Source organism: Thermomonas sp. (assembly GCF_041919455.1).
Classification (GTDB): domain Bacteria; phylum Pseudomonadota; class Gammaproteobacteria; order Xanthomonadales; family Xanthomonadaceae; genus Thermomonas.
In genome coordinates, this window is record NZ_JAYRTQ010000013.1 from 62059 (window position 1) to 68682 (window position 6624).

Below are 6624 nucleotides of genomic sequence, written 5' to 3' on the forward strand. Positions count from 1 at the left end.
TGAAGCGAGCGTGTCGGCTCAGTCCTCGTCGTGGTGCGGCGACTTCCAGGCCTCGACCAGCTTCTGCTGGACCTGCGCAGGCACCGGTTCGTAATGGCTGAAATCGAGCGCGTACCTGCCGCGGCCGGCGGTGACCGATTTCAGTTCCGCCGCATAGCCTTCCAGTTCCGACAGCGGCACCTGCGCCTTGACCACGATCTCGCCGCGCTGCGCATCGGTGCCGTTGATGCGCGCGCGCTTGCTCGACAGGCCGCCGCTGATGTCGCCCATGTGCTGCTCGGGTGCGGTGACTTCCAGTTCCGCGATGGGCTCCAGCACCTGCGGCCGCGCCTTGGCGATGGCATCGAGGAATGCCTTCTTGCCGGCGGCCACGAACGCGACTTCCTTGGAATCGACCGGATGGTGCTTGCCGTCGTAGACGATGACGCGCACGTCCTGCATCGGGTAGCCGGCGACCGCGCCGCCGGACAGCACCTGGCGCACGCCTTTCTCCACCGCCGGCAGGAACTGCCCGGGAATCGTGCCGCCCTTCACTTCGTCGACGAACTCGAAACCGCCGCCGCGCGGCAGCGGTTCGACGCGCAGGAACACTTCACCGAACTGCCCCGCGCCACCGGTCTGCTTCTTGTGCCGATGATGGCCGTCGGCGTTGCCGCTGATGGTTTCGCGGTAGGCGATGCGCGGCGGATGCGTCTTCACGTCCACGCCGTACTTGTCCTTCAACCGTTGCAGCATCACCCGCAGGTGCAGGTCGGACAGGCCGCGCATCACGGTCTCGTTGGTCTCGATGTTGTGCTCGACCAGGAACGCCGGATCTTCCTCCGCCAGCTTGTGCAGCGCGGTCGCCAGCTTCTGTTCCTGGCCCTTGCTGGCCGGCTCCACTGCCAGCCCGAACATCGGCTTGGGGAAGTCCAGCGGTGCCAAGTGGATATGGTCCTCGTCGTGCGAGTCGTGCAGCACGGCATCGAAATGCAGGTCGTCGATCTTGGCCACTGCGGCGATGTCGCCGGGGATCGCCTGCGCCACTTCGACGTGGTCCTTGCCCTTGAGCTTGAACAGGTGGGCGACCTTGAACGCCTTCTTGCCGTCGTCCACGAACAGCTGCGTGTCTTTCTTCACCGTGCCCTGGTAGACGCGGAAGATGCCCAGCTTGCCGACGAAGGGATCGTTGATGATCTTGAACACGTCGGCGATGACGTGGGCCTGCGGATCGGGCGTGGCGACGATCGGCTGCGCCTCGTCGCCGGTGCCCTTCATGAAGGGCGGCGGGTTGGCTTCGCCGGGATGCGGGAACAGGCGTTCGGCGACATCCAGCAACTCGCGCACGCCGGCGCCGCTGCGCGCGGACACGAAGCACACCGGCACCAGGTGGCCCTCGCGCAGGCATTGCTCGAAGGCGTCGTGCAGTTCCTGGCCGGACAGGCCGTCTTCGCCCAGGTCGAGGAAATGGTCCATCACGGTTTCGTTGACCTCGACCACCTGGTCGATGATCCGGCGGTGCCAGTCGGCGACCGGGCCGAGGTCGCTGCCGCCGCCGGATTGCCAGAAGCAATCGACCACCGCCTTGCCGCCCTGGGCCGGCAGGTTGAGCGGCAGCACTTCCGTGCCGAAGGTCTCGCGCAGGCTGTCCAGCAACGCGCCGAGTTTCGCGCCCGGATGATCGATCTTGTTGACCACGATCACCCGGCACAGACCGCGCGCCTTGGCGTGCGCCATCATCCGCTGGGTGCCGTAGCTGATGCCGGTGTCGGCATCGACCACCACCGCCACCGTCTCCACCGCCGCCAGCGCGGACAGCGTGGGGCCGCGGAAATCCGGATAGCCGGGGGTGTCGATCAGGTTGACGTGGATGGGCGGTTGCCCGTGTGGTGCGTGGTCGATGCTGGCGATCGCGGCGTCGATGGAATGGCTGCGCTCACGTTCGATCGGGTCGAAGTCGGAGACCGTGCTCCCGCGTTCGATGCTGCCTGCCCTCTGGATGGCGCCGCCGGCATGCAGCAGGGCTTCGAACAGGGTGGTCTTGCCGGCGCCGGGGTGGCCTGCCAGGGCCACATTGCGGATTTGCTGAGTGCTGTAGGACATGAGCCCGTTCCTCCTTCGCGTGCGAATGGACGTGGCGTCATGGCTGTCCGCGCTGTGCGCCGGAGCAGTGCGCTCGGCGGGCGGTCATGGCGGACTGGCACCTTAGCGCGGAATCGGCGGCCCCCGGTCTTGCGCTGCAGCATGGGCGCGGAGCTGTCGGCGCGCTAAACGGGTTTGCTGCGCAGCTCCCAATTCAGCTTCGCGTCAACGCGCAGGCCGCAGTGTTCGCTTGCGCCGGACCATCCTCTTACCCCGGCGACGGGGAACCACCATGAAGCGCCTTTCCTCCGCCCTGCTGGCCATTGGCCTGATCGCCGCCAGCACCACTGCATTCGCCCAGTCCGGCTACGACGGCCGCTACCAGAACGACCGCTATGACACCCGCGGTGACGGCAGCCAGCGCGAGGCTCATTACGACTACGCCCGGGTGATCCGTGTGGACCCCGCTTTCGACAGCGGCTACGGCGGCTATGACGATCGCCGCAGCGCGAGCTACGGCAACCAGCGCTGCTACGAAACCACGACCGCGGGCCGCTACGAGCGCGACGGTTATTCCAGCGGCAGCTACCGCAACGACGGCTATTACGGCGGGCGCGACGGCTACGGCTATGGCAACCAGGGCGGCCGCAACGTCGCCACCATCGTCGGCGGCATTGCCGGCGCGGTGCTGGGCAGCAAGATGGGTGGCGGTAGCGGCACCTACGCCACCACCGCGATCGGGTCGATGGTCGGCGGCATGGCCGGGCGCCACATCTACGACCAGACCCAGCAGGATCGTTACGTGCGTCCGGCAAGCGTCCGCGTCTGCGATCCGGAGCCCGTGCGCAGCAACGGCTACGGCAGCTACAACGATGGCTACGACAGCTACCGCACCGGCAACGCCACCGCCTACGACGTCACCTACGAATATGCTGGCCGTCGCTACACTCGGCGCATGGACTACCACCCCGGCGAACGCGTGCGCGTCCGCGTGGATGTGTCGCCGCAGTAACGCGTTATCGCGATGATCGAAACGAAGGGGCCGCAAGGCCCCTTCGTCGTTTCCGCCGCACCAGGCAATCCGCTCTTGTGGGAGCGGACCTGGCCGCGACGCCCTCCATCGCCTCCCTGCGACCATCTTCCGGTGTCGTATGCTCCGGGACAGGGGAGGGACCATGACCAACACGGACGTTGCCGCGGCAGAGCGGCTGATCACCAAGTGGAAAGGCGTCAGCGCCTCGGAACTCTCGACCTCGCAAAGTTTCCTGATCGAGCTGTGCGAATTGCTGGGCGTGGAGCGCCCGCATCCCACGCCCGAACAGGACTACATGTTCGAGCGCCCGCTGACGTTCCAGCATGCCGATGGCAGCAAGAGCGCCGGGCGCGTGGATCTGTACCGGCGCGGCGCGTTCGTCCTGGAATCCAAGAAGTTCCGCGCCAACACCCAGACCCGCGGTTTCGACGAAGCCATGCTGCGCGCGCATTCGCAAGCGCAGAACTACGCCCGCGCGTTGCCGGCGAGCGAGGGGCGCCCGCCGTTCCTGGTGGTGGTCGATGTCGGCCATCGCATCGAGTTGTATTCGGAGTTCAGCCGCAGCGGCGGCGCGTATGTTCCGTTCCCGGACCCGCGCAGCCACCGCATCACGCTGGACGACCTGCGCAAGCCGGACATCCTCGAACGCCTGCGCAAGGTCTGGATCGATCCGCTGACGCTGGATCCAAGCCGCGAAGCCGCGCGCGTCACCCGCGACATCGCCAGGCAACTGGCCGAGCTCGCCAAGTCGCTGGAACGCAGCGGCCATGACGCCGAGTCCGTCGCCCAGTTCCTGATGCGCTGCCTGTTCACCATGTTCGCCGAAGACGTGCGCCTGCTGCCGCACGACAGCTTCCGCGACCTGCTGATCCGCCATGTCGAACAACCCGACACCGCCATGCGCATGGTCGGCCAGTTGTGGCGTGACATGGACAGCGGCGGTTTTTCCGCGGTGCTCGCCAATGACGTGCTGCGCTTCAACGGCAAGCTGTTCAAGCAGCAGGACACCTTGCCGCTGGATCGCGCCCAGATAGAACTGCTGATCAAGGCCGCGAAGGCCAAGTGGGAACACGTGGAGCCGGCCATCTTCGGCACCCTGCTGGAACGCGCGCTCAGCCCGGGCGAGCGCCACAAGCTGGGCGCGCATTACACCCCGCGTGCCTACGTGGAACGGCTGGTGTTGCCCACCGTGATCGAACCGCTGCGCGCCGAATGGAGCGACGCCCAAGCCGCCGCGTTGACGCTTGCCGCAGAAGGCAAGCACGACGATGCGGTCAAGGCGCTGCTGCACTTCCACCACCGCCTGTGCAACGTGCGCGTGCTGGACCCCGCCTGCGGCAGCGGCAACTTCCTGTACGTGACGCTGGAACACCTGAAGCGGCTGGAAGGCGAAGTGCTGGGCGCGCTGGATGACATGGGCTACCAGCAAGCCGGGCTGGCGTTGGGCTTTGATCGCGCCGACGCCCTCGGCGGCGAAACCGTGGACCCGCACAACCTGCTGGGCATCGAGATCAATCCGCGCGCCGCAGCGATTGCCGAAGTGGTGTTGTGGATCGGTTACCTGCAATGGCATTTCCGCACCCGTGGCGATGTCAATCCGCCCACCCCGGTGATTCGCGATTTCCGCAACATCGAGAATCGCGACGCGGTGCTGGCCTACGACCGCATGGACTACGTGACGGACGAACGCGGTGTGCCGGTCACGCGTTGGGATGGGGAGACGATGAAGGTCTCGCCAGTGACTGGCGAGAAGATTCCGGACGAGACGGTGCGCAAGCCGATTGAACGCTATTTGAATCCGCGCAAGGCGGCGTGGCCGCAGGCGGATTTCGTGGTGGGGAATCCGCCGTTTATTGGTTCAAAGCGCATGCGGGATGCGCTGGGCGATGGCTATGTTGATGCGATTCAAGAGGCATGGCCTGAAGTTCCGCAAGCGACCGATTTAGTGATGCGCTGGTGGCACCATGCGGCGGTACTGACTGCGCGTGGTGCATTGCGCCGATTCGGCCTCATCACCACAAATAGTCTCAGGCAATCATACGTTCGTAGAGCGGTAGAGCCGCATCTCGAAGGCAGCCAGCCTGTGTCCCTAGTGTTTGCGATTCCAGATCACCCATGGGTGGATGGTGCGGAAGGAGCCGCTGTCCGGATCGCCATGACTGTCGGTGAGTCTGGACACAAAAACGGCCGTTTACTTACCGTAGTCGCCGAGCGAGAGACCGCTGAGCAAGGAAACGACGACCTTGTGATCGCGATGACCACCGATAGTGGTCGCATCAATGGAGATCTCACAATCGGTATCGACGTGACCCAAGCCAAACCGCTCAACGCCAACGCTAATCTGTGCTCGGTGGGGATGAAAACAATCGGGTCTGCATTCCAAATCACCTGTCATCAAGCAACTGAATTAGGGCTTGGCCGGGTGCAGGGCATCGAGCGTCATGTTCGTCCGTATATCAACGGGCGGGATGTATCGCAGAGCATGCGCGGATTGTTCGTGATCGATTTCTTTGGCATGCAAGCCGAGCAAGTGCGCATGCACTATCCAGCGGCTTATCAACATTTGCTGGAACGCGCGAAGCCTGAGCGCGATCTCAATCGCAACCCGGTTTTTCGCGATCGATGGTGGATCATTGGTCACCCTCGGCAGCAGTTCCGTTCCGCCACTGCGGCTCTTTCCCGTTACCTGGTGACATTAGAAACATCGAAGCATCGGTTCTTCACCTTCTTGCCTATCGAGATGACCCCCGACAGCTCACTGGTTACGGTGGCTGATGAGAGGGCGGAATCGCTAGGAGTTCTCTCAAGTGAAGTGCATCAAGTGTGGGCACTGGCCGCCGGAGGTCGCTTAGGAGTGGGCAACGATCCTCGTTACAACAAGTTGCGCTGCTTCGAGCCGTTCCCGTTCCCGGTAGCCACGGACGCCCAACGAACCAGCATCAGCGACATTGCCGAACACCTCGACGCCCACCGCAAACACCAGCAAGCCGCACACCCCGACCTCACCCTCACCGGCATGTACAACGTACTGGAAAAGCTCCGCAGCGGCGAACCCCTCACCGCCAAGGAACGCACCATCCACGAACACGGCCTGGTCTCCGTGCTGCGCCAACTCCACGACGAACTGGACGCCGCCGTCCTCGACGCCTACGGCTGGACCGACCTGCTGCCGCTGCTGCGCGCGAGCCACGGCAATGATGCTGTTAGCTCCTCCCCCTGCGGGCAGGGGGAGGTTGGGAGGGGGTGTGAAGCGCGCAGCGCTGAGCATTCAGGCAAGGAACAACCCCTCCCCAACCCTCCCCTTCACGCAGGGGAGGGAGCAAGAGCCGACGCCAAGCGCGCCTTCGACGACACCATCCTCGAACGCCTGGTCGCCCTCAACGCCGAACGCGCCGCCGAAGAAGCCCGCCGCGTCAGAATAGTTGTCGCCCCGATAGATCCCATCACCTCGGCGGCAATGAAGGAAGAACGCAGTGGCTCGATACGGCAAGGCATTCAAGGACAGAGCGGTGGCGCGGTTGTTGCCGCCG

Annotated in this window: 3 protein-coding genes; 2 read left to right on the forward strand and 1 reads right to left on the reverse strand. The window is 64.7% G+C overall.

Annotated elements, in window-relative coordinates; genetic code table 11:
* Window positions 1–18: 18 nt before the first annotated feature.
* Entirely contained in the window at window positions 19–2082 is a 2064-nt protein-coding gene (gene fusA, locus ACE3T8_RS10570; protein ID WP_374609152.1) for an elongation factor G, read from the reverse strand.
* Window positions 2083–2353: 271 nt separating this feature from the next.
* Here fusA and ACE3T8_RS10575 point away from each other — a divergent pair, with 271 nt between their 5' ends.
* Both ACE3T8_RS10575 and ACE3T8_RS10580 read left to right on the forward strand, forming a co-directional pair.
* Complete coding sequence (locus ACE3T8_RS10575) at window positions 2354–3073, forward strand: glycine zipper 2TM domain-containing protein (RefSeq protein ID WP_374609153.1); 720 nt, start codon at window positions 2354–2356, stop codon at window positions 3071–3073.
* 163 nt (window positions 3074–3236) lie between these two features.
* The coding region (locus ACE3T8_RS10580; RefSeq protein WP_374609154.1) for a class I SAM-dependent DNA methyltransferase at window positions 3237–6624 on the forward strand (3388 nt) is incomplete at its 3' end.

Coding starts and splice junctions, on each gene's coding strand:
- fusA (WP_374609152.1), bottom strand. CDS start 2,082: ATGTCCTACAGCACTCAGCAAATCCGCAATGTGGCCCTGGCAGGCCAC.
- ACE3T8_RS10575 (WP_374609153.1), top strand. CDS start 2,354: ATGAAGCGCCTTTCCTCCGCCCTGCTGGCCATTGGCCTGATCGCCGCC.